Origin of the sequence: Sinomicrobium weinanense, from assembly GCF_018863395.1 — a bacterium.
Lineage (GTDB): Bacteria > Bacteroidota > Bacteroidia > Flavobacteriales > Flavobacteriaceae > Sinomicrobium > Sinomicrobium weinanense.
Genome location: NZ_JAHKRR010000012.1, coordinates 91,081 through 110,675 on the forward strand (window position 1 = coordinate 91,081; position 19,595 = coordinate 110,675).

Annotated in this window: 16 protein-coding genes; 9 read left to right on the top strand and 7 right to left on the bottom strand. The window is 46.8% G+C overall.

The annotated features are described in order from the left end of the window. Positions 1 to 12: 12 nt before the first annotated feature. The 4 genes from KN811_RS20330 (at position 13) to KN811_RS20345 (ending at position 2,975) form a co-directional block, all read left to right on the top strand. Positions 13 to 354, top strand: coding sequence for an ArsR/SmtB family transcription factor (locus tag KN811_RS20330; protein WP_187964451.1), 342 nt, complete (start codon positions 13 to 15; stop codon positions 352 to 354). 59 nt (positions 355 to 413) lie between these two features. Then, positions 414 to 1,295 carry an arsenite methyltransferase gene (locus KN811_RS20335; protein ID WP_187964452.1) on the top strand — a complete coding sequence of 294 codons (882 nt, stop codon included), beginning with the start codon at positions 414 to 416 and terminating at the stop codon, positions 1,293 to 1,295. Positions 1,296 to 1,429: 134 nt separating this feature from the next. Further along, on the top strand, positions 1,430 to 2,470 hold the full coding sequence (gene arsB, locus KN811_RS20340; protein WP_187964453.1) for an ACR3 family arsenite efflux transporter: 1,041 nt from the start codon (positions 1,430 to 1,432) through the stop codon (positions 2,468 to 2,470). 91 nt (positions 2,471 to 2,561) lie between these two features. Beyond that, the gene (locus KN811_RS20345) at positions 2,562 to 2,975 is read left to right on the top strand and encodes an arsenate reductase ArsC (RefSeq protein WP_187964454.1); all 414 of its coding nucleotides are present in this window, start codon (positions 2,562 to 2,564) and stop codon (positions 2,973 to 2,975) included. A 398-nt stretch (positions 2,976 to 3,373) separates the two neighbouring features. On the opposite strand, the gene KN811_RS20350 is transcribed toward KN811_RS20345, so the two are convergent. Together KN811_RS20350 and KN811_RS20355 are read right to left on the bottom strand one after the other, a co-directional pair. Beyond that, entirely contained in the window at positions 3,374 to 4,384 is a 1,011-nt protein-coding gene (locus KN811_RS20350; RefSeq protein ID WP_187964455.1) for a 3-oxoacyl-ACP synthase III family protein, read from the bottom strand. Positions 4,385 to 4,493: 109 nt separating this feature from the next. Continuing rightward, on the bottom strand, positions 4,494 to 6,323 hold the full coding sequence (locus KN811_RS20355; protein WP_187964456.1) for a glycoside hydrolase family 9 protein: 1,830 nt from the start codon (positions 6,321 to 6,323) through the stop codon (positions 4,494 to 4,496). Between the two features lie 358 nt (positions 6,324 to 6,681). On the opposite strand from KN811_RS20355, the gene KN811_RS20360 reads away from it, so the two are divergent. Then, the gene (locus KN811_RS20360) at positions 6,682 to 9,111 is read left to right on the top strand and encodes a S9 family peptidase (RefSeq protein ID WP_187964457.1); all 2,430 of its coding nucleotides are present in this window, start codon (positions 6,682 to 6,684) and stop codon (positions 9,109 to 9,111) included. A 165-nt stretch (positions 9,112 to 9,276) separates the two neighbouring features. Here KN811_RS20360 and KN811_RS20365 read toward each other — a convergent pair whose 3' ends face one another. The 3 genes from KN811_RS20365 to KN811_RS20375 form a co-directional block, all read right to left on the bottom strand. Beyond that, a complete protein-coding gene (locus KN811_RS20365; RefSeq protein WP_187964458.1) occupies positions 9,277 to 10,005 on the bottom strand; it encodes an MIP/aquaporin family protein in 729 nt (242 codons plus the stop codon). A gap of 111 nt (positions 10,006 to 10,116) precedes the next feature. Beyond that, positions 10,117 to 11,604 (bottom strand): glycerol kinase GlpK, encoded by a 1,488-nt coding sequence (glpK, locus tag KN811_RS20370; protein WP_187964459.1) that lies wholly within the window; start codon positions 11,602 to 11,604, stop codon positions 10,117 to 10,119. 116 nt (positions 11,605 to 11,720) lie between these two features. Continuing rightward, positions 11,721 to 13,298: a glycerol-3-phosphate dehydrogenase/oxidase gene (locus tag KN811_RS20375; RefSeq protein WP_187964460.1), complete on the bottom strand. Its 1,578-nt coding sequence runs from the start codon at positions 13,296 to 13,298 to the stop codon at positions 11,721 to 11,723. Positions 13,299 to 13,761: 463 nt separating this feature from the next. Between KN811_RS20375 and KN811_RS20380 the strand changes: the two genes are divergently transcribed. Next, positions 13,762 to 14,517 carry a DeoR/GlpR family DNA-binding transcription regulator gene (locus tag KN811_RS20380; RefSeq protein WP_345725267.1) on the top strand — a complete coding sequence of 252 codons (756 nt, stop codon included), beginning with the start codon at positions 13,762 to 13,764 and terminating at the stop codon, positions 14,515 to 14,517. A 67-nt stretch (positions 14,518 to 14,584) separates the two neighbouring features. On the opposite strand, the gene KN811_RS20385 is transcribed toward KN811_RS20380, so the two are convergent. After that, positions 14,585 to 15,076: a lipocalin family protein gene (locus tag KN811_RS20385; RefSeq protein WP_187964461.1), complete on the bottom strand. Its 492-nt coding sequence runs from the start codon at positions 15,074 to 15,076 to the stop codon at positions 14,585 to 14,587. Between the two features lie 324 nt (positions 15,077 to 15,400). Between KN811_RS20385 and htpG the strand changes: the two genes are divergently transcribed. The 3 genes from htpG (at position 15,401) to KN811_RS20400 (ending at position 18,727) form a co-directional block, all read left to right on the top strand. After that, positions 15,401 to 17,287 (top strand): molecular chaperone HtpG, encoded by a 1,887-nt coding sequence (htpG, locus tag KN811_RS20390; protein WP_216334984.1) that lies wholly within the window; start codon positions 15,401 to 15,403, stop codon positions 17,285 to 17,287. A 117-nt stretch (positions 17,288 to 17,404) separates the two neighbouring features. After that, the gene (locus tag KN811_RS20395; RefSeq protein WP_187967635.1) at positions 17,405 to 18,061 is read left to right on the top strand and encodes an MOSC domain-containing protein; all 657 of its coding nucleotides are present in this window, start codon (positions 17,405 to 17,407) and stop codon (positions 18,059 to 18,061) included. Between the two features lie 189 nt (positions 18,062 to 18,250). After that, positions 18,251 to 18,727 carry a hypothetical protein gene (locus KN811_RS20400; protein ID WP_247716573.1) on the top strand — a complete coding sequence of 159 codons (477 nt, stop codon included), beginning with the start codon at positions 18,251 to 18,253 and terminating at the stop codon, positions 18,725 to 18,727. A gap of 229 nt (positions 18,728 to 18,956) precedes the next feature. Here KN811_RS20400 and KN811_RS20405 read toward each other — a convergent pair whose 3' ends face one another. Further along, the gene (locus KN811_RS20405; RefSeq protein ID WP_187967636.1) at positions 18,957 to 19,562 is read right to left on the bottom strand and encodes a hypothetical protein; all 606 of its coding nucleotides are present in this window, start codon (positions 19,560 to 19,562) and stop codon (positions 18,957 to 18,959) included. Positions 19,563 to 19,595 lie beyond the last annotated feature (33 nt).

Sequence of the window (19,595 nt, forward strand, 5' to 3'; positions counted from 1 at the left end):
AATATATCGAATATGGGACTCACTAAAACTGAAATATTCACCGCCGAACAAAACGAGGTAGCTTCCATTGCCAAAGTGCTGGGACATCCGGCCAGGATTGCCATACTTCAGCATCTACTCAAGGTCAACACCTGTATTTGCGGTGACCTGGTAGACGAGATCGGATTGGCGCAGCCTACCATATCCCAGCACCTCAGGGAATTGAAAAACATTGGCCTTATCCGGGGAAATATTGAAGGCACAAGTGTGTGTTACTGTATAGACCATGACAACTGGCAGGCCTTCAAGACTCTTTTCGGCAATTTTTTTGATACATACAAGCCTGTTTCCTGTGAGGAAGAGGATTGCTGTTAAGGCTTAAAAAAATTTATTTTAATCAATCGTAATATTGCAATAAATAAACAAACTATATCATGAGAACTTCAAATCAAAAAATAAAGGACAGCGTAAAGCAAAAATACAGTGAGATCGCCGGCCAGAACAAGGCACAAAATGCGGCTTCGGCCTGTGGATGTGGAGCCCCTTCGGAAGAAATATACAACATTATGAACGAAGAGTATTCGGGGATCGGGGGATATGTGGAAGATGCAGACCTGGGCCTCGGCTGTGGCCTTCCCACACAATTTGCACATATACGGGAAGGAGACACGGTCATAGACCTCGGTTCAGGTGCCGGGAACGATTGCTTTGTGGCCAGGCATGAGACCGGCCCCACGGGAAAAGTACTGGGGATCGATTTTTCGGAAACTATGATCGCAAAGGCGAGAAGTAATGCGGAAAAGCTGGGATTTAACAATGTAGAATTCAGATCGGGCGATATTGAGGCTATGCCGGTTTCCGATCATATTGCCGATGTGGTGGTCAGCAACTGCGTGCTCAATCTCGTTCCGGACAAATCTGCAGTATTTGCCGAGATATTCCGCGTACTGAAACCCGGCGGACACTTCAGCATTTCCGACATTGTCCTCTCGGGCCACCTACCCGAAGCACTGCAGAAAAGTGCAGAAATGTACGTGGGATGCGTTGCAGGAGCCATTCAAAAAGAAGATTACCTCAATCATATACAAAATACCGGGTTCGAGAACCTCGTACTGCAAAAAGAAAGGGCCATCGACCTGCCGAACGACCTCCTGGCACAATATCTCAGCCCGGAAGAAATAACGGCTTTTAAAAGCGGGGATACCGGGATTTACAGTATCAGTGTATATGCCGAAAAACCAGGCGGGGATGTTACCAACCTTCAGCCGGCTTCCACAACAAAAACAGACTGTACGCCCGGAAGCGGTTGCTGCTAGTACCACACATGAACGGAACGTATGGACTTTGTGGCTTCCTGGGTCGTGGGCTTTATTTTTCCACAAAGGAGCACAAAGCAGGCACAAAGTGACACAGAGCGTTAAATAGAATTTAAAACTCCATAAAAACATAAATGCGAAAAAAATTATCTTTCCTGGACAATTATCTTACTCTCTGGATATTCCTGGCTATGGCTGTGGGAGTGGCTATCGGTTATCTCTTTCCTTCCACGGGAAATTTTATTCAGTCATTCAGCAGCGGAAGCACCAATATTCCCATAGCTATCGGGCTTATTGTAATGATGTACCCGCCATTGGCCAAGGTCAATTATAAACTGTTGCCCGGCGTGTTTAAAAACGTTAAACTCCTCTCCCTGTCACTTTTCCTCAACTGGATCATAGGCCCGGCACTGATGTTTGCCCTTGCCCTGATCTTTCTCCGGGACGAACCTGAATACATGACGGGGCTTATCCTCATCGGCCTGGCACGTTGCATTGCCATGGTCCTTGTCTGGAACGACCTGGCTGAGGGCAACAGCGAATACGGAGCCGGGCTTGTAGCACTGAACAGTATCTTCCAGGTATTTTTTTACAGCTTTTACGCCTGGGTGTTTATCACTGTCCTCCCGCCCTATTTCGGTTTTGAAGGAGCTATTGTTGACATTTCCATCGGCACGATCGCCGAAAGCGTGGCCATATACCTGGGCATCCCCTTTGCCCTGGGCATACTGAGCCGTTACCTGCTGGTAAAACTAAAAGGTGAAGACTGGTACAACAAGGTTTTTATCCCTAAAATATCTCCCCTTACCCTTATTGCCCTGTTGTTTACCATTGTAGTAATGTTCAGCCTTAAGGGCGACCTTATCATAAACATCCCGTTCGATGTGATCAGGATCGCCATTCCGCTGCTCATTTATTTCGGGATCATGTTCCTCATCGGTTTTATCCTGAGCAAAGTGGCCGGAGCCGATTACGGCAAAAATGCCGCCGTGGCCTTTACCGCGGCAGGAAACAATTTCGAACTGGCCATTGCCGTGGCCATCGCCGTGTTCGGGCTTAACAGCGGGGAGGCTTTTACGGGGGTCATCGGGCCGTTGGTAGAAGTACCGGCACTGATATTGCTGGTACAGGTATCGTTCTGGCTGAAGAAGAAATATTACAAAGTACGAAGTTGATTTTGTTCTTGCGCTTCTCTTCGTATTTCTAACTTCTAACTTCGTACTTTAGATCTCATCACTAATTAAATTAACTAGAAAAATACAAGCCATGAAAAACATACTGGTCCTTTGCACCGGAAATTCCTGCCGCAGCCAGATGGCCCAGGGATACCTCAAGCAATTTGCAGGCAACAAGGCTACCGTATACAGTGCCGGGGTGGAGATCCACGGCCTTAACCCCTTCGCCGTAGGCATTATGGCCGAAGATGGCGTAGATATCAGCAAACACACCTCCAATCATGTGGACGAATATTCAGGTATTGACTTTGATTATGTGATCACCGTATGTGACCATGCCAACGAAAGCTGTCCTGTATTTATGGGAAAAACCCAAAAACTCCATCACAATTTCACTGATCCAAGTAAAAAAAGCGGTACGGCCCGGGAACTGATAGAGGCCTTCAGGACCACACGAAATGAGATCAGGGCCTACTGTCGGGAATTTGTACTGAAAAACCTTTAGGGAGTTATGATTTAACGTGAATAATAGATAAGCTCCAGGGAGCACAAACACTTCAAAATTACAACCTCTGTTTGATATTTTTAAAAAGCTCCTCTACTTCGACAAGCTCAGCACAGGCTCTTGAGACAAAGGCGTGGTACTGAGCCTGTCGAAGTGGAGGTGGTCCCGGTTTCAATCGGGATCGGAGGGTTTGAAAGCCCAGGCCACTGGAAAAATACAAAAGTTGGGGGTATGCCCAAGGTTTGGGCCTGGTCAAACTCCCCGTCCCGCAAGCGGGACACCCCTACTTCGGCAGGCTCAGCACAGGTCTTCGTCTGAAGAGGGGAGCCCTTATCCATTATTCACGTTAATTTAATGACAAAAAATCGTAACTCGTAAATCTAAAACCGTAAACCCCTTTACCATTTTATCACGGCACTTCCCCAGGTAAAACCGCTGCCGAAAGCGGCGAGCACTACGATATCGCCCTCTTTTATCCTGCCTTCTTCCCAGGCTTCGGTCAGGGCAATAGGGATAGAAGCCGCCGTAGTGTTGCCGTATTTCTGTATGTTGTTGTACACCTTATCGTCAGACAGTCCGAATTTTTGCTGGATAAACTGCGATATCCTCAAATTGGCCTGGTGCGGGATCAGCATATCGATATCTGAAGGTTGCAAATCGTTCTGTTTTAGCCCTTCCATGATCACCTCGCTAAAACGTACCACAGCATTCTTAAAGACAAATTGCCCGTTCATATACGGGTAATAGGATATATCTTCCGGATCGTTGTCTTTTAAAATATCCAAAACCCAACGCCCTCCCATTCCGGGGGCAGTCAGGGACAATTCTTCGGCATGTTCTCCTTCGGAATGCAGATGGGTAGATAAAATTCCTTTCGATTTATCTTCTGCCCTACTCAACACGGCTGCACCGGCCCCGTCGCCAAAGATCACGGAGACAGCCCTGCCACGGGTGGTCATGTCCAGCCCCGTGGAATGCAGTTCGGAGCCAATGACCAGTATATTTTTATACATGCCACTCCTGATAAACTGGTCGGCCACAGAAAGGGCGTAAATAAATCCCGAACACTGGTTCCTCACATCCAGCGCCCCAACGGTCTTTATACCCAGTTCCTTTTGTACCATAACGCCGGGGCCTGGAAAATAATAATCCGGGCTCAGGGTGGCAAACACAATAAAATCGATGTCTTCCTTATCAATCCCGGCCCTTTCTATGGCAATTTTTGCCGCCTTTACCCCCATGGTCGCTGTAGTATCACTGCCTCCTTTAACCACGTGGCGCCTTTCCTTTATCCCGGTGCGTTCCTGTATCCATTCGTCATTGGTGTCCATGAGCTTCGAAAGGTCGCCATTGGTGACCACGTTTTCCGGGACATAATATCCCAGGCCGGAAATTTTAGCGTTGTACATCTTTTCTGTTTTTTTATGGTCTTTTTGTTAAAATTCAAGTTGCTGGCGCAATTTAACTTAAATTTAGTAAAAATGTGCTGCATAACACTTTTTAAAGCGAACCGTGGCATTACTCCAGGGAAACAGCATACATATACCAGGCGGCATGCGGCAACCACTGTTCTAACCAGCGCCAATCGTTGTCCTTTCCCGTTTTTTTATACGACAGATTAAAATCGATCCCCGTATTTTCTTCATAGCCCCCGGTAATACCGTTTACGATCCCTCCCGGGGCATTGGTGTATTCAAAGGTGCCGAAAAACTCGTATTGGGGATTGTTATAGCCGGAGCCCTCCAGCATACAGGCATTGTATGGGTTCAACCCCAGTATCCAATTGAGTTGATCCGTGGCAAAACGCATCAGTTTTTCCTGAAAAACGGTATCATCGGAAAATAATGACATGGCGCTTTTGGCCGCAGCAGCCATGGAGCCCAGGCGTGCATTTTCGCCTTGCCACCAGGGCGATGCTTCCGTATTATGCGGAAAAAAGAATGCACTTTTCCGATGACCCAAAGTATCCTGCACCAGCTGCCGGCTATATCCGAAAGGGTTGGTAACCTCTGCCGTAATATTCAGCTCAAACTCCAGGGAACCTTTTATGGCGGACTTAATTTTGCGTTTTAAACCGGCATCTGCCAGGGGATAAAATTCAAGAAGGCTAACTATGGGAAACCCGGCATCCGAAGGATGGAAAAAGGGGCGGTCCCCTTCATCTACGCTCCAATAGTTTTTATAAGACTTCCACGAGGTAAGCCGGTTCAATATAGAATTTGCCCGTCGTGTTGCAGCATTGTGGTACTTTTCCTTTTCTGTGGCCCTGTACAGTTCTGTAGCTGCACAAAGTGCCGTAAAATCGTCTAGCATATTTTCTTTTCCGTCATTGGTCATTTTTACATTTTCCTTTTCCAGAAAAGCAAAGGCCTGCTCTGCCACTTTTAAATATTCGGCATTCCTAAATTCGCCCGAAACTTTATATGTTGAAGCCATAGCCAGTGCGGCAATACTTACGCCCCCACCGGAGCGGTAGCTGGTTTGAAAACTCCGCCATTCGGAACCATCTTCATTTTTGGAGAAGGTTTCATCCTTATTTTCCTTGATGGTATAATTATGGGCTTCCGGTTGAATTTCGCGGTCCCTGGGAAGTTTTTCAGGGCCCGGTGCGGTAATGGACCGGTAAAAACTCCCGTTCTCTACATGCATACGCACTAAAAAATCGGCTCCGTACATGGCCTCGTCCAGGATCCTCCTTTTAAATTGCCTGAAATCTTTATCTCCCCTTTTTTCCAATTGCCGGTAGGTTTTAAAAAGGCTCCAGGCCGTTAAGGATATTTGTTGCGGATTAAAATAGGTCGAAAAAGTGAGGTGCGACAAATGCTTGCCATAATCGCCCGTAGCGTCATACCATCCTCCGTGTGCATCCACTTCACCCGTGGTATGCCCTGTGAGCAGGATATGACTGTCTGCCTTGTCGTACAGGCCGGAACTGCGCTGTCCTTTGAAATAATAAATGACGTCGGACAGTGTTTTCTTTTCCAAAAGGTTTTCATCGATAGAAAAAGGAAAAGACACCTTTACCGTGTCTTTGTAAAATACTTTAATATAATATTCTCCCTTTTGTTTTACTGCCGAAAAATCACCAGACCAGAATACCCAGTTTTTCCAATTTTTCACTTTCCCTTCCGAAGTCAGGTTTCCGGTAAAGATATTTTCGTCAGAAACGGCATCGACCACATAGAATTTTTCGGGGTTTACGGTATCCTTGTTATCGGCTTTCAGTACAAATCGCTTCGGAGCATCGAACTCATATCCCAAATGGTTGGTCAATATTTCCATTTGTTGTGAAAAGACCAGGGGGGTATAAATGGCAAACAATACAAAATACAATACTTTGCTTTTCATGATTGGAATTTTAATGGGGTATTTTTTATAAATTATATGCAAATTAGTAAAAAAATCGCCTGATCGCACCTTACGATGAACTGAGTATTGAGAAAACTTCTATGTTTTGTTCTTTACCTTTTTAAACGAAGAATATCCCGAACAAAGATGCCGAATTAACATCCGGAACACCCGGCTCCTTTTGTTTTTACCTCCATTTTAAGAAATATTTAAGTTTATTTCCTTCATTTTTTAGCATTTTTACCACAATTCTAAATACACCACTAATGAAATGCCCATAACCAAATTTATCGGATACCAGCCGAAATAATTATTGGGCATTCCATCTGACCTATAAAAACAAATAAAAAAAGAACAGATGAAACTAAAGCTATTTCTTCTCTCATTCCTGTGTGCAGGTTTCGGTATTTTCGCAACGGCACAGGAAAACCTGACCTATCAAAAACCACCGAAAGAGATCCTGGAACTGGTGGATATTCAGCAGCCACCTTCTGTTCTTATGGACAATGCCAAGGAAAATATGCTGTTGTTGTACCGCAACAGTTACAAGACCATCGCTGAGCTTTCTGAAGACGAATTGAGACTGGCCGGCCTGCGCATTAACCCGAAGACCAATATTTCCAGCAGGGCCAGGTTTATTAACAATATCAAGTTCAAGAAACTGACCGAACCCGAACCCCGGCAGGTCACCGGGCTTCCGGAAAACCCCAGGCTGTCTAATTTTAACTGGTCTCCCGATGAAAAGAAAATGGCCTTTACCCATACTACGGATACCGGAGTGGAAGTATGGGTATTGGATGTCGCTGAAGGAGAAGCCAAAAGTCTTACCGATGCCACCGTCAATGCCAATATGGGCAATCCCATCAGCTGGTTCAGGGATGGCAGTGCCCTCCTGGTCCGTATGCTCCCGGCAGACCGCCCTGCACTTATCGATACCGAAGAATCCGTACCCACCGGCCCTACTGTTACCGTGAGTGGTGGTATCCTGGCCCAGAACCGGACGTACCAGGACCTGCTGAAGAGCAAGGCAGATGAATTTAATTTCGAAACGCTTACCACTTCCGAGCTCTACAAGGTGAACCTCAACGGTGATAAGTCGCTCTGGAAAGAAAAGGCCATGTACAGAGGCGAGAGCTTTTCTCCGGATGGAAAATATGTTATGGTCACTACCATACACCGGCCCTTTTCTTACATAGTGCCTTTGTATCGTTTTCCTTCCACTACGGATATTTATGACCTGGACGGAAACCTGGTACAGACCATAGAAAAAACTCCGCTTATCGAAGACCTGCCTAAAGGTTTTATGGCGACAAGGCAGGGAAAAAGAAATATTTCCTGGCGGTCAGACCAACCGGCTACCCTGGTATGGGCGGAAGCCCTGGATGGTGGTGACCCGGAAAAAGAAGTACCCTTCCGGGACGAAATCTTTTCGCAGGATGCACCATTCAAAGAAAAGCCAAAATCTCTCGTAAAGACCATAAACCGTTTTTCCGGTATTACCTGGGGGAACGACCGCATCGCGATTATGTATGACAGATGGTGGAACAACCGCAACACCAAGACTTATGTATTCAACCCTTCCAGGCCCGGGGAAGAAGCAAAGGTCATATTTGACAGGAACTATCAGGACCGGTATAGCGACCCCGGAGACCTTGAAACAGAAAAGAACAAATACGGACAATATGTACTGAAACTGGACGGGAACACTGCCTACCTTATAGGTGATGGCTATTCCGAAAAAGGCCAGTTCCCTTTTGTCGACGAAATAAATCTTTCTAATTCCAAAAAAGAACGCCTGTATCAATCCCGTTCTACGGACAAACTGGAAAATATTCGTGCCGTAATGGATGCCCGTAAAGGAGAGCTCCTGGTACGGATAGAATCCAAAAACGAATATCCCAATTATTATATCAGGAACCTGAAAAAACGGGTAGCGCCTATGCCTGTGACCCGTTTTAAAAGCCCTTTCAAAAGCCTCGAGGATGTTCATAAAGAAGTCGTGACCTATAAAAGAGGCGACGGACTGGAGCTGAGCGGCACACTCTATCTTCCGGCAGGTTATGACCTGAACAAAAAGGAAAAACTCCCCATGATCCTCTGGGCCTATCCCCGGGAATACAAGGATAAGAACAGTGCAGCTCAGACCACTGCCAATCCCAATGCATTTACCTTTCCCTACTACGGCTCTCCGGTATACTGGGTAACCCGGGGCTACGCAGTCCTCGACGGCGCTGCGTTTCCCATCATCGGAGAAGGAGACAGGGAACCCAACGACAGCTTCCGGGAACAGCTGGTGGCTAATGCCAAAGCGGCTATCGATGCCGTAGATGCCCTGGGATATATAGACCGGGAAAGAGTGGCCGTGGGAGGGCATTCTTACGGAGCCTTTATGACGGCAAACCTGCTAACACACTCCAAGCTGTTTGCTGCGGGAATTGCGCGAAGCGGAGCTTATAACCGTACACTTACCCCATTCGGTTTTCAGAGCGAGGAACGGAACTACTGGGAAGCCCCGGAAATCTACAATGGCATGTCTCCCTTTATGCATGCCGACAAGATGAAAACCCCGTTGCTGCTCATCCACGGAGAAGCAGACAACAACTCCGGTACCTACCCCATGCAAAGCGAGCGTTACTTTAATGCCCTGAAAGGTTTTGGCGCTCCGGCAAGACTGGTGATGCTACCGAAAGAAAGCCACGGTTATGCTGCCCTCGAATCTATTCTGCACGTGCTGTGGGAACAGGATCAATGGCTTGAAAAGTATGTAAAGAATAAAAATAAAGAATAGGCAGAGAAAACATCTGTTGTAAATACAGGAGGTCTTAAAAGTCTTTTAAACGTCATGCTGATTTGTTTCAGCATCCCATCCCGATTTGGAACAGTTGGGGATGAGAACCTGAAACAAGTTCAGGTTGACGTAAATGGTACTTTTGAGACCTCTATTTTTTTATAACTACTGAAGCCATATAAAAAGTGCCGCTGCCAGTGCACAGCCTATCACAGGGCCTGCTACCGGCACCCAGGCATAAGACCAGTCGCTGTCTCCCTTGGTCTTTATCGGCAATATGGCATGCATGATCCTGGGGCCCAGGTCCCTGGCAGGATTAATAGCATATCCGGTAGTCCCTCCAAGCGACAGGCCTATGACCCAGACCAGGAAAGCCACAGGCAATGCTCCAACCGAACCGAGCCCTATGGGTTCTCCGGAAGAGGTTATTTCAGCCCCGGTGATGTAGAATATGGTAAACAGCAGGACAAAAGTCCCTATGATCTCACTTATGAGGTTGGAGGAGTACCGGCGTATGGCCGGACCGGTGCTGAAGACGGCCAGTACCGTTCCTTTGTCCTCCGTACGGTCAAAATGGTCCCGGTACATCAGCCAGACCAGGAAAGCTCCGGTCATGGCCCCCAGTACCTGTGCTACTATGAACAATGCTACCTGTGCCCAGGCAAACTTTCCTGCAATGGCCAGGGCTATGGTCACAGCCGGATTTATATGTGCTCCGCTGTAAGGGCCTGCCACGGTAACCCCGACAAAAACGGCCAGCGCCCATCCGGTAGTTATAACGATCCAGCCGCCGTTATTGCCCTTGGTGCCTTTAAGGACAACATTGGCAACAACGCCATCACCTAAAAGAATGAGAAGCATAGTACCTAAAAATTCTGCTGTAAGTGGTGTCATTGGTGTTTTATTTGGTTGTAATTTAAATTTTTTATTATCATTTGAGATGCGCAGCCTCTCCCGATATTTTCAGGGGCCTCTCTTCTCGTTGAGACGCACGCCCGTGCATCTCTACATAGAATGGCTTTGTGTGGCCTTGATGGCGCGTTTCCACCCGGCGATCCCCTCTTCCATATTGTGATCGGGATCGGGTGTAAATTCTTTTTCTGCCTGCCAGAGCTGCTGTATTTCTTCCATGTCTTTCCAGTACCCTGTGGCCAATCCGGCCAGGTAGGCTGCTCCCAGTGCAGTGGTCTCGACCACATTAGGGCGTATTACATTACATTTCAGCAGGTCGGACTGGAACTGCATCAGCAGGTCGTTTACCGCTGCTCCCCCATCCACGCGTAGCTCCCTGATCTCGATCCCGGCATCGGCCTGCATGGCCCTGAGCACATCTGCCGTCTGGTACGCTATGGATTCCAGCGCTGCACGGGCTATATGGGCTGCGGTCGTCCCTCTCGTCAGGCCCACCATTGTACCCCGGGCATCGGAGTTCCAGTACGGTGCACCCAACCCGGCAAAGGCAGGAACAAAATACACCCCGTCGGTATCTTCTACCTGGCTGGCCAACTGTTCCACCTCATCCGATGAGCGTATAAATTTCAGTCCGTCCCTGAGCCATTGCACCACGGCCCCGGCTATAAAAATACTTCCTTCCAGGGCATACTGGGTTTTACCATTAATTTTCCAGGCCACGGTGGTCAGGAGATTATTTTCGGAGAGTTTGGGTTTGTCCCCTATGTTCATCAACATAAAACAGCCTGTCCCGTAAGTGTTCTTTACCATCCCAGGATCAATACACATCTGCCCGAAAAGCGCCGCCTGCTGATCACCGCCTATACCCGCTATGGGAATAGGAGTGGCAAATACGGTGGTTTTGGAATGCCCGTACACTTCGCTCGACTGCTTCACTTCCGGCAGTATGCTTTTGGGGATGGTAAACAGTTCCAGCAGCTCATCGTCCCACTCCATGGTATGGATATTGAACAACAGGGTACGGGAAGCATTGGTCACATCGGTAATGTGAAGTTCTCCTTTGGTAAAATTCCAGATGATCCAGCTGTCTACGGTACCACAAACCAGTTCGCCTGCTTCTGCTTTTTCCCTGGCACCCGGTACATTGTCGAGTATCCACTTTACTTTTGTGGCCGAGAAGTACGAATCGATAATAAGCCCGGTCTTGTTGCGTATCAGCTCTTCTTTTCCCTGTTTTTTCAGTTCGGCGCAATAGGCTGCGGTCCTGCGGTCCTGCCAGACAATGGCATTGTATATGGGAATCCCCGTGTTCCTGTCCCAGACGATCACTGTTTCGCGCTGGTTGGTGATCCCCATGGCAGCAATGCTCTTGCCGTTAAGGCCTATCTTTGTTACCGCCTCTGCGGCCACACCCGCTTGCGTAGACCATATTTCCAGGGCATTGTGTTCCACCCAGCCCGGTTTGGGAAATATTTGAGTGAATTCTTTCTGAGCCACCGAGACGATCTGTCCTTTTTCATCGAACAGAATGGCCCTGGAGCTCGTGGTTCCCTGGTCTAAGGCTAAAATATACTGTTTCATAATATCGGGTTATATTGGTAGATTGAGTTGTTTTTTGTCGGGTGTCGGAAGTCCGGTGTCCGATGTTAGATGACTGATATTAAGAGTTTGATCGTAAATAAATGTTACCTCGGACTTTAAATAATATAATTTTCAGCGACTTCTTCAAAGGCCTGTACCTGTTCTTTCTGCCATTGTTCGTCATAACCGAGTTCTTCTGCCATCAGCCTTGCTGTTTCCCCTGCCATACGCACCGCTGCCCTGGCATCCAGGAAAAGTGCCCTGGTACGCCTGGCCAGCACATCTTCTACGGTACGGGCCATTTCGTGCCGGGCTGCCCATATGACCTCGGCTTTTCTGTACTCCAAAGCATCGTCCAGTTTTTGGCCCAGTTCCGGATTGTCTTCGATCAGGGCCAGTACTTTTTCCCGGTCGCTTCCGTAGACATATAAGGGGTCGTTAAAATCAGGGCCGGGTTTTGCTCCGTGAATGGACAGGGTTTCGCTCTTGCTGTCCCGGTCGGGTAACCGCCCCAGGGATATGGCTTTTTTTATGGTATCCTCGCCCATTTTCCTGAAGGTCGTCCATTTCCCTCCTGTAATGGTAATAAGCCCGGCCTCGGAAACCAGTATCTTATGGCTACGGGATATTTCCTTGGTCTTCCCGGAATCTCCCTGAGTGGCAGCCAGGGGCCTTAGCCCGGCAAATACGGACAGTACATCTTCCCGGCGTGGTTTTTTAGAGAGATAGCGCCCCGAAGTGTTCAGGATAAATACAATCTCTTCTTCCAGCGCCCGGGGTTCCAGGCTGTGTTCGTCCAGGGGGGTATCGGTGGTCCCTATCACGACTTTATTGTGCCAGGGCACTGCAAAGAGCACCCTTCCGTCATCGGTTTTCGGGATCATCACTGCATCTTCTCCCGGCAGGAAAGACCGGTTCAGCACCAGGTGAACTCCCTGGCTCGGGCGGACGAGATCCTGGCTGTCCGGTTTTTCCATTCGCAGGATATTGTCTACAAAAATCCCCGTGGCATTAACCACTGCTTCGCCTTTAAGGTTATATACCTTTCCGGTTTCTTTATCTGTGGCAACAACCCCGTCTATATGCCCGTTTTTCTTTAACAGGCTGTTCACTTCCGCATAATTGAGTACCACAGCTCCGTGTTCTATACAGGTTTGAGCGAGGTTTACGGCCATACGCGAATCGTCGAACTGTCCGTCGTGATAGAGCACTCCCCCTCTTAACCCGTCTTTCTTTACGGTCGGGATCCGTTTCAGGGTCTCTCCTTTACGGATAAAAACAGAAGACCCCAGGCTGAGGCTTCCGGCCAGAAGGTCGTAGATCTTTAGCCCGAAGGTATAAAAAACACCTCCCCACCAGCGATAATTAGGAATTACGAACGATTGGTTTTTTACCAGGTGGGGTGCATTTTTCAACAGCAATCCCCGCTCGCGAAGGGCTTCCCTTACCAGCCCGATATTGCCCTGCGCCAGGTAGCGTACTCCGCCATGTACCAGTTTGGTGCTCCGGCTGGACGTTCCCTTGGCAAAATCGGCCTGCTCCAGCACCAGGGTCTTATACCCGCGGCTTACACTGTCCAGAGCCACTCCCAGTCCGGTTGCCCCGCCGCCGACAACTATGACATCCCACTTTTCTTCCTTTTCCAGCGCTTCTATCAACCTTGCCCTTTGAAAAGGACCGATTTCGTTATTCATTTTTTCTATTTCAATTTTTACAAATAAGTTTCGTTTAATTAAAAACTAATTAATAACGAAACTTTTCAAAAGTAAATGATATTTATCAATTCCCAAAAAAAATTTCATCCTTTTTGAAATTTGCGTATGAAGCGATTTAAATTTTTCTTTGAACCCATTTAAATTTCTGAACCATTGAGAATTGCTTTGAAGTTTTGGAGGTATTTACAGAGCCTTGTAGTGATCTTCAGCGAAATGTCCATACCACAAATCTATACAAGTCACAATAAATCACCTCAATACAGACCTTTAAAACCCAGAGACATCCTTATGTATTTCGGTTTCCCGCGAAAAATACCAGTCACGTAAAAACTATTTCTTTAATTTTCGTTTCCAACCCTGTTTTGTTTCGTTTCATTACTTTTATTGGAGTTTTTTTTAAACTTTTACGTATTTTTATGGCCATAAACGGGCATATTGCATTATGATGAACAGACACAGACAGATACTGGATAAACTGGCCAGGGAAAAACACGTAGAGGTCCTGGAGCTGAGCAAAGAGCTGCAGACATCTGCCGTAACCATCCGCAAGGATTTGCGTTTACTGGAAGAAAAGGGCCTGCTGTTCCGTACACACGGCGGGGCTTCCCTGGAAAATCCGTATGTGAATGACAGGCATGTCAATGAAAAGGAGAAAGTGCAGACCGAGGAGAAGAAAGCTATTGCCGCAGCCGCAGCCAAACTCGTAGACACGGCCGAGTCCATTATTATTGCCTCCGGAACTACTGTGCTGGCCTTTGCCCGGGCCATTCAGCCCAAAGAAAAACTCATTGTTATCACCTCTGCCCTGAACGTTGCCACGGAACTTCTGAGGCACCCCAATATAGAGGTTCTGCAACTGGGAGGCTATACCCGCCACAGCTCCTCTTCGGTCACCGGGCACTATGCAGAAATGATCCTGGAAGAAACCTCCTGCAACAAGCTTTTTATCGGTGTGGACGGTATAGACCTGGATTTCGGACTCACCACCACCGATATCACCGAAGCACACCTCAACCAGAAAATGATACGTTCGGCCCAGGAGGTCATTGTGCTGGCCGACGCCACCAAATTCGGAAAAAAAGGATTCGGAAAAATATGCGAACTGGACCAGGTAGACCACATTATCACGGATAAAAGCATCTCCCCCGCGCTGGTCAAAAAATTAAGGGACCAGGGGGTTATGGTTACGGTGGCTTAGAGGGTGAGAAAGTGAGAGGATGAGAGGGTGAGGGGGACTAATGTTTGGGGGGTTGATCTGCGGGGAGCTATTCCCGGGTATATATTTTTCTGACTGTCACCGGAAAATCGAACCCCCAATCCTTTTCTATACTCTCGATGATCAATTCGTTATTACCTTTGGAAAACCATACTTTCAGGTCGCCGTTCAAAGGTCCCCGCCCACCTTCTTTTTCTTCGGCATAAAACCGATAAATGCTGTCGGAAACGATCTCCCAGGTACCTTCTTTCTGTCCTTCACTATCGCATTCCTTCGTATCAAAATTAAGATGGGATCTTTCGTAAGTGTAATTGCCGTCTTCTGAAAAACGCATCCTCAATTCGAGTTCGCATATCTCCATAGGGGGAGAAAGAGGAGGCTGATCTTCCAGCACTGCATACTCATCGGTAAATTGCCATTGCCCGTTTATATGGCTTTCGGGCATTTTGTTTTCATTTACCTTGTCGTCATCACTGCATCCTATCACAATTCCGGCCAGGACAAATACTTTTAAAAGTGCAGGTAGGGGTAATGTTTTCATAATCCATGGGTTTGAATCTCCATACAATAATAAAAAAAATCGGGTTACAGTCATGCTTTTAATTTTACACAAAACCGCAGATCTTGTAAAATGCCTGTGCTTTTTACAAAATACAGAAACTCAAAAAACTGTTCAAATTTTATCTCCATTGACACCTCCCCTCCCTCTAACACCCGGCTTCCGGCTTCTGACTTCCGGCTTCAGGCGCAAAGCATTGCGCCTCTACTTCGTACTTTAAAATGTCACTTTGTCACTATATACTGTAATGGTACTTTTTTTGGAACTGCATTTTTTATAAAAATCATAATAAAAAATCTTAGCAAAATGACAACCGGAAATATCAATGTATCTGTAGAAAACATTTTTCCGCTGATCAAGAAATTTTTGTACAGCGACCACGAGATCTTTTTGAGGGAACTTATTTCCAACGCCACCGATGCCACTTTAAAACTCAAACACCTCACCGGTATAGGAGAAGCCAAAGTAGACTATGGCAACCCTGTGATCGAGGTTAAAATAGACAAGGAAGGGAAAAAGCTCCATATCCTGGACCAGGGGATCGGGATGACGGCCGACGAAGTAAAGAAATACATCAACGAAGTTGCCTTTTCGGGTGCGGAAGAGTTTTTGGAAAAATACAAAGACTCCACAAAAGACTCCGGGATCATAGGCCATTTCGGGCTCGGTTTCTACTCTGCCTTTATAGTGGCCAAAAAAGTGGAGATCATCACCAAATCTTACACAGACGCTCCTGCCGCCCACTGGACCTGTGATGGCAGCCCGCAGTTTACGCTGGAAGAAGCGGACAAAAAAGACCGCGGAACAGAGATCATCCTCCACATCGCAGACGACTCTACCGAATTCCTCGAAGAAAGCAGGATACGGGAACTCCTGGTAAAATACAACAAGTTTATGCCCATTCCGATAAAATTCGGAACCAGGACCGAAACCCTGCCCAAACCAGAGGATGCCAAAGAAGACGATCCCGCACCGACCAAAGAGGTGGACAATATCATTAACAATACTTCACCGGCCTGGACCAAACAACCGGCCGATCTCAAGGAAGAGGATTACAAAGGCTTCTATCGTGAGCTGTACCCGATGCAGTTCGAGGAACCCCTGTTCCACATTCACCTGAACGTGGATTACCCGTTCAACCTGACAGGGATATTGTATTTCCCGAGGCTTACCAACGACCTCAACCTGCAAAAAGACAAAATACAGCTCTATCAGAACCAGGTATTTGTCACCGATAATGTAGAAGGCATTGTACCGGAGTTCCTGACCATGCTCCGCGGGGTCATCGACTCGCCCGACATTCCGCTGAACGTATCGCGAAGCTACCTTCAGGCCGACGGTAACGTAAAGAAAATATCCAATTATATTACCCGTAAGGTGGGCGACAAGCTGAGCTCTCTCTTCAAGGACAACCGCGAAGACTTTGAAAAGAAATGGAACGACATTAAGATCGTTATCGAATACGGTATGCTTTCTGAAGAGAAGTTCTTTGAAAAAGCAGACAAGTTTGCCCTCTACCCCACTGTGGACGATAAGTTCTACACCTTTGAAGAACTGAGGGAAAAGATCAAGGACAACCAGACCGACAAGGACGACAAACTCGTTATCCTTTATACCAGCAACAAAGAAGAGCAACACAGCTACATCGAAGAGGCCAGGGCCAAAGGCTATGAAGTGTTGCTGCTCGATTCCCCTATCGTTGCACACCTGATCCAGAAACTGGAAACCGAGAAAGAGAATGTTTCTTTTGCCCGGGTAGATGCCGAACCTATTGACAACCTCATCAAAAAAGACGAGGAAAAGATATCCAAGCTGTCCGACGAAGAAAAAGACAAGCTGAAAGAGACCCTTACCGAAATTGTTCCGAAGGAAAAATATAGTGTACAACTGGAAGCTATGGACAGTAACTCTGCTCCGTTTATCATCACCCAACCCGAGTTTATGCGAAGGATGAAGGAGATGAACGCTACCGGGGGCGGCGGTATGTTCGGTATGAGCAATATGCCGGAAATGTACAACCTAGTTGTTAATACCAACAGTGACCTGGCTGCACAGATACTGAACACCAAGACCAAAGCCAAGCAGGAAAGGCTGATCAAACAGTCCCTCGACCTGGCGCGATTGTCCCAGGGGCTGCTTAAAGGCGAGGAACTCACCAGCTTTGTTAAAAGGAGTTTTGATATGATCAAGTAGATGTCAGATCTGAGATATTAGATATGAGATTTATGAATCTTTATTCTTAGTCGCTTTCATTAAGATAAAAAACCGCTCCAGGCATTTCCGGAGCGGTTTTTTTGTTAGATTTACAGCATGAAAGTCATCGCTGTTAACATAGCCAGTCCGACAGTTATTAACTGGAGGGGAAAGGAAATAAAAACGGGTATCTACAAATCTCCTGTGCCCGGCCCTATCCTGCTGGAAGATGAAGATGTAAAGGGAGACACCGTTATAGACCGGAAATACCACGGCGGAAAAGACAAGGCCTGCTACCTCTTTTCGGCCGACCATTATGCACATTGGCAAAAACGTTATCCGGAACAGGAATGGAACTGGGGAATGTTCGGGGAGAATATCACCGCAGACGGATTTGATGAGGCCGATATTTACGTTGGCGACATCCTAAAAATAGGAAATGCCGTAGTACAGGTTTCCCAACCCAGGCAACCCTGCTATAAACTCGGTGTACGCTTCGGCACTCAGAAAATTTTAAAGGATTTTATTGCTTACGCCTGCCCGGGAGCTTATCTCCGGGTCCTCACACCGGGAACAGTTACCGAAGGAGCGGCTGTTTCCATTCTGGAAAAAGACCCTCACAAGCTGAGCCTCAAAAAGGTCTTTGAAATGCTTTACCGCCCCGAAGACAGCCATGAGGTACAGGAAGCCATAAAACATCCTTTCCTCGCAGAGAGCTGCAGAAAGGACCTGGACAAGGTTCTGAAACGAATATCCCGGGCACAGGTATCTTAAAAATGTGGTGACCGAATACCTCTTCAACCGTCTTATCCAAACAAGGCTTTCCGGATATAAAGTATTTAACCTGGACGAAAATTACAGGAATGCAGTGAAAATGAATTTGCAAAATGCAGGGCGAAACAATTTTTTTTGTATTTTTATAAGGCACGGCTTTTACCAAACCTTCTGCAATCATAAAGAGAAATGACAAACCTGTTCAAAAAACTAAAACTTGAAAAACAGAAAGAGATCCTGGTCCTTAACGAACCCAAAGGATTCGCAAAACAGCTGGCCAAACTGGTAGGTATCGAAGTCTACGAATCACTGGTACAGGTCAACAAAGTAGAATTTGCCCTCATATTCGTTACTACCATAAAGGAATTTGAGGACCAGATGCTTACGCTCGGCCCTAAACTCAAGGACGACGTGGTACTGTGGATAGCCCACCCCAGGACCATTTCCAAAAATTATACAACAGACATCACGGATGCATACAACTGGGCGCCGCTTACCCGAAATTCATATGACTGGGTGGAAAGCCTGACCATCAACAAAGACTGGGAAGCCCTCCGTTTCCGGAAACTGGAGTACGTTCATCCCCTGTATCGCAATCATCGCAGTGGGAAAAAGCAGGATAACGGAGTTAAGCCCGATACCCCCTCTACCTCGCCTTCGGTATAAAACAACGAGCGTGAACCTCGTTTGATATCAGAATTTCACGATAAAGTACTGAAATCAGACAGCCCCCCTGCAATTGCCCGAAAAAAAAATAAACATCCGGACCGAAACACGATCGTAACAAAATACACTTACAAACAAAAAAGACTGCTTTTTCGGCAGCCTTTTTCACTTTTAAATCAATCAATCTATTAAAAAACCCAATATTAATCTTTTCCTTTTTCTTTCGTATTTACGACTTTGTCGTTTTTATATGTTCGACAAAGGTTTTGTTTTTGTGGGTGAGGACAAGTGTGTATGTTCCGTCCACATTAGAAAAGTCGTACATCTTGCCCAGTTCGTAGGACCCTTTGAGAGTGTCTTCGTGCAACAGGGTATCATTGGCATCATATACTTCTACATGAAGTTCTGATCTGTCCAGGCTCAGCAGGTTTACATAAACCACATTGTTACGTACGGACACTATGGGCTTAAACATTTCACTCTTGTTATTGTAGTACAGTTTTGCCGTATACCTGTCTACCACCACGGGATACCTCTTTACTTTGGTCGCTCCCTCCACTTCAAGAAAATACTCCCCTTCCGGCAGTTTGTCGAAATTATAAGTTCGCCTGTATTCGCCGTTCACTTCGATATTCTCCGAATACAATATTCTGTCTTCTCCGTCAATAAGGGAAAGGCCAACGGAATTCTGTACATTGCTAACAACAAAACTCACAGTTTTTCCTTTATATCCTTTAACTTCGAGAGAGACATCCAGGTCCCCGGTCCTCGCTCCGGCAGTTCCCGCCATAAACATTACAACGGCAACAATACTGATCTTGATTAACTTTTTCATAGCAGTGATTTTTATTAAACAGATTAGGTCTTA

Coding starts and splice junctions, on each gene's coding strand:
- KN811_RS20375 (WP_187964460.1), bottom strand. CDS start 13,298: ATGAATAACGAAATCGGTCCTTTTCAAAGGGCAAGGTTGATAGAAGCG.
- KN811_RS20330 (WP_187964451.1), top strand. CDS start 13: ATGGGACTCACTAAAACTGAAATATTCACCGCCGAACAAAACGAGGTA.
- KN811_RS20335 (WP_187964452.1), top strand. CDS start 414: ATGAGAACTTCAAATCAAAAAATAAAGGACAGCGTAAAGCAAAAATAC.
- KN811_RS20365 (WP_187964458.1), bottom strand. CDS start 10,005: ATGACACCACTTACAGCAGAATTTTTAGGTACTATGCTTCTCATTCTT.
- arsB (WP_187964453.1), top strand. CDS start 1,430: ATGCGAAAAAAATTATCTTTCCTGGACAATTATCTTACTCTCTGGATA.
- KN811_RS20405 (WP_187967636.1), bottom strand. CDS start 19,562: ATGAAAAAGTTAATCAAGATCAGTATTGTTGCCGTTGTAATGTTTATG.
- KN811_RS20360 (WP_187964457.1), top strand. CDS start 6,682: ATGAAACTAAAGCTATTTCTTCTCTCATTCCTGTGTGCAGGTTTCGGT.
- KN811_RS20400 (WP_247716573.1), top strand. CDS start 18,251: ATGACAAACCTGTTCAAAAAACTAAAACTTGAAAAACAGAAAGAGATC.
- KN811_RS20355 (WP_187964456.1), bottom strand. CDS start 6,323: ATGAAAAGCAAAGTATTGTATTTTGTATTGTTTGCCATTTATACCCCC.
- KN811_RS20395 (WP_187967635.1), top strand. CDS start 17,405: ATGAAAGTCATCGCTGTTAACATAGCCAGTCCGACAGTTATTAACTGG.
- KN811_RS20380 (WP_345725267.1), top strand. CDS start 13,762: ATGATGAACAGACACAGACAGATACTGGATAAACTGGCCAGGGAAAAA.
- KN811_RS20385 (WP_187964461.1), bottom strand. CDS start 15,076: ATGAAAACATTACCCCTACCTGCACTTTTAAAAGTATTTGTCCTGGCC.
- KN811_RS20350 (WP_187964455.1), bottom strand. CDS start 4,384: ATGTACAACGCTAAAATTTCCGGCCTGGGATATTATGTCCCGGAAAAC.
- htpG (WP_216334984.1), top strand. CDS start 15,401: ATGACAACCGGAAATATCAATGTATCTGTAGAAAACATTTTTCCGCTG.
- KN811_RS20345 (WP_187964454.1), top strand. CDS start 2,562: ATGAAAAACATACTGGTCCTTTGCACCGGAAATTCCTGCCGCAGCCAG.
- glpK (WP_187964459.1), bottom strand. CDS start 11,604: ATGAAACAGTATATTTTAGCCTTAGACCAGGGAACCACGAGCTCCAGG.